Raw genomic sequence first — 3550 nt, 5'->3', positions numbered from 1 at the left:
TACCATAGCTGGGTGGTGAGTAAAGAGAACTTCCCTTCGTGTTTAAAAATTACAGCAAGAGATCATAAGAATGAAATTATGGCGTTAAGGCATGAAACTTTAGATGTACGCGGGGTACAGTTTCACCCAGAAAGTGTGCTAACGGAGTATGGGAAACAGATGATGGAAAACTGGTTAACCTCAACCCCCTAGTGCTTTATTCATCCGGTTGTCATCCTGAACTTGATTCAGGATCTTACTGGGATTAGTTAACTTTTAGATGCTGAAACAAATCCGATAGCTATTGGATCTGCATGACGGATAAGTGAAATGAACATATTAGATAAAATAGTATTACGTAAAAAAGAAGAAGTTGCTGCGGCAAAAGCTTTGGTTTCTGTACAGGGATTAGAAAATTCGGTGCATTTTAACCGAACACCTTATTCTTTTAAGGAGTTTCTATTGGCCGAAGACCGTACCGGCATTATTGCTGAGTTTAAGCGTCGTTCGCCATCAAAAGGTTTAATTAATGGCATTGCCGATGTTGCAGAGGTAACGCAGGCTTATAATGCCGCGGGTGCATCTGCGCTTTCGGTATTAACGGATGTAGATTTCTTTGGTGGTAAAACCGACGATATTCTGACAGCAAGAGCGGCAAACCATATTCCGATCTTAAGGAAGGATTTTATGATCGATGAGTATCAGATCCTGGAAGCGAAAGCCTGGGGTGCTGATATTATTCTATTGATCGCCTCAATATTAACCCCTCAACAGATTAACGATTTCGGAAAGTTTGCAAAAGACCTAGGTTTAAATGTGCTGTTAGAAGTGCACAACCTGGAAGAGTTGGAACGGAGCATCTGCCCGAATCTGGATGCTATTGGGGTAAACAATAGAAATCTGGGCGATTTTACGGTAGATATCCAGACTTCGTTCGATTTAGTAAATAAAATCCCGAATGAATTTTTAAAGATTTCGGAAAGTGCGATCAGTAATCCACAAACTATCCGTGAATTAAAAACCGCAGGTTTTAACGGATTTTTAATTGGCGAGAATTTTATGAAGACTGATAATCCAGGTGTTGCGATAAAAGAATTTGTAGCGCAGATATAGATCGGGTTTTATAGAAAAATCGTCATTTCGACCGCAGTGTTCCAAAGGAACTCCCTTGGAGTAGAAATCTTTAGATGGACTTGTTGTTAAAAGATTTCTCGGCTACGCTTTGCTGCGCTCGAAATGATGGAATAACGAAGCTTAATGGATTTACACGTTGGCAAATTCGTATATTTGCCTCAATTACATGGGAAAACAAAAAACATATGATACTGCCGTAGTGCAGGAAAGGGCAATTTTAGTTGGAGTGGTTACACCTGGCGAAAAAGAAGCCCAAACAAAAGAATATTTAGATGAGCTGGCTTTTTTGGTAGATACAGCTGGGGGAAAGGTAGAGAAGGTTTTTACACAGAAGATGCTTAAACCAGAGCGTGCTACATTTGTGGGTACGGGAAAACTGGAAGAGATAAAGGCGTATGTGAAGTCCGAAGAAATTGATGTGGTGGTTTTCGACGATGAATTATCGCCGTCGCAACTACGTAACATCGATCGCGAACTTGGAGTTAAGGTTTTAGATCGAAGCAATCTGATCCTGGATATTTTTGCCAACAGGGCCCAAACTGCACAAGCAAAAACACAGGTAGAACTGGCGCAATTACAATATGTTTTGCCACGCCTAACCGGTATGTGGACGCACTTAGAGCGCCAGAAAGGTGGTATCGGGATGCGTGGTCCGGGTGAAACGCAGATTGAGAGTGATAGACGTATTATTTTAAATAAAATCTCTTTGTTAAAAGAGCGTTTAAGAAACATAGACAGGCAAAACGAAACGCAGCGTAAAAACCGCGGTCAGTTAATTCGGGTAGCTTTGGTTGGCTATACCAATGTTGGTAAATCGACCATCATGAATATGCTGTCGAAATCGGAAGTATTTGCAGAAAATAAATTGTTTGCAACTTTAGATACGACTGTACGTAAGGTTGTGATCGAGAATTTACCTTTTTTACTTTCTGATACCGTTGGATTTATCCGCAAGCTGCCTCACCATTTGGTAGAATGTTTTAAATCTACTTTAGATGAAGTACGTGAAGCCGATTTGTTGATCCACGTGGTTGATGTTTCCCATCCTAACTTTGAAGATCAGATTAATACGGTTAACGAAACGTTGAAAGATATTGGTGCGATTGATAAGGATATGATTTTAGTTTTTAATAAGATTGATGCTTATGTTTCACCTGAAGTKGACGATGAAGAGGATGATGGTAAGCTGACTTTAGAAGACTTTAAGAAAAGCTGGATGAGTCACGATAAAGTACCTGTATTGTTTATATCGGCCACAGAAAAAGAAAACTTAGAAGAGTTTAAAACATTATTGTACGATAAGGTTAAAGCTGCGCACGTGGCAAGATACCCGTATGATAGTAATTTGTTATATTAGATTAAATTCCGTCATTGCGGTGCGAAAATAAACCTTGTAGGTTTTTAAAACCGATAAGGTTTCATCATAAAGGCGATAGATAAATACATTATGGAAAGTAAACGTCAGCAGAAATTTGCAGGAGTATTACAAGAGGAGTTAGCACAGGTTTTTCAGCGTGAAGGTGCTGCATTTTTGCCTAATACATTGGTAACGATTACCCGTGTTCGGGTTTCGCCAGATTTGGCAGTGGCTAAAGTTTACCTGAGTTTTTTTAATACCAATAACACCACGCTTTCTATCAATACAGTTAACGCACATTCGGGCGAAATCAGGTATAAACTGGGAAGCAGAATCCGCCATCAGGTTAGGGTGGTGCCAGAGCTTACTTTCTTTGTAGATGATACGAACGAGTATGTAGAGCGTATGGATCATCTTTTCGATAAAATTGCAAAAGAACCCAGACAGAAGGACGAAGACAGCGAATAATCTTTGTGAGGAAGCTAAGGGAACCCGTTAATTTCTTCACTCATTTTATACCGGCATTAATTGCAGTTCCGGCTGGCTATATATTGCTCCAAAAATGCAATACACCTATTGAATATACTGCTGCCTGGATTTATAGCATTGGCACTTTTATTCTTTTTGGTGTAAGTGCCATGTATCATGGTTATCCGGCTACCGATTATGGTGTACGTTTTTGGCAAAAATTCGATCATTGCTGCATTTACCTGATGATAGCAGGTTCTTACACGCCAACTGCTTTGCTGGTCTTTGATGACTGGTTACGTTGGAGTTTGTTCGCCATCGTATGGATTATCGCTATTATAGGTTGCCTGCTTAAAATCTTTAACCAATTAAAAAGCACGGCTATCTCATTGTCTATTTATATTTTAATGGGCTGCTTAATTGTGCCTTTGTTACAGAAAATGCTAGGTACGTTACCTATTGGTGCAATTTTCTGGTTGCTGTTTGGTGGCATTTTTTACATTGCCGGAACTTATTATTACGCAAAGGATAAACAGCTCTTCAGGTGGATGCACAGTCACGAACTTTGGCACCTGTTTGTAATTGGAGGGGCCTTATCTCACTATATTTATA

General features: G+C 39.8%; 5 protein-coding genes. All 5 read left to right on the top strand.

Annotated elements, in window-relative coordinates; genetic code table 11:
• Positions 1–192, top strand: a 192-nt coding sequence (locus AC1DPQ_RS21460) for a glutamine amidotransferase-related protein (RefSeq protein ID WP_477610817.1), incomplete at its 5' end; no start/stop codon positions are given.
• A gap of 117 nt (positions 193–309) precedes the next feature.
• Positions 310–1092 (top strand): indole-3-glycerol phosphate synthase TrpC, encoded by a 783-nt coding sequence (gene trpC / locus AC1DPQ_RS21455; RefSeq protein ID WP_477583915.1) that lies wholly within the window; start codon positions 310–312, stop codon positions 1090–1092.
• Positions 1093–1279: 187 nt separating this feature from the next.
• Positions 1280–2470, top strand: a complete 1191-nt coding sequence (gene hflX / locus AC1DPQ_RS21450; protein ID WP_057931523.1) for a GTPase HflX — start codon at positions 1280–1282, stop codon at positions 2468–2470.
• A 90-nt stretch (positions 2471–2560) separates the two neighbouring features.
• Positions 2561–2938 (top strand): 30S ribosome-binding factor RbfA, encoded by a 378-nt coding sequence (gene rbfA, locus AC1DPQ_RS21445; RefSeq protein ID WP_029274533.1) that lies wholly within the window; start codon positions 2561–2563, stop codon positions 2936–2938.
• 5 nt (positions 2939–2943) lie between these two features.
• A partial coding sequence (gene trhA / locus AC1DPQ_RS21440; protein ID WP_477610816.1) for a PAQR family membrane homeostasis protein TrhA occupies positions 2944–3550 on the top strand: 607 nt, incomplete at its 3' end.

This window comes from Pedobacter sp. 01T416_2 (genome assembly GCF_056398925.1).
Note: the sequence above shows the minus strand (reverse complement) of the source record. Positions and strands in the feature narration are given on the sequence as shown.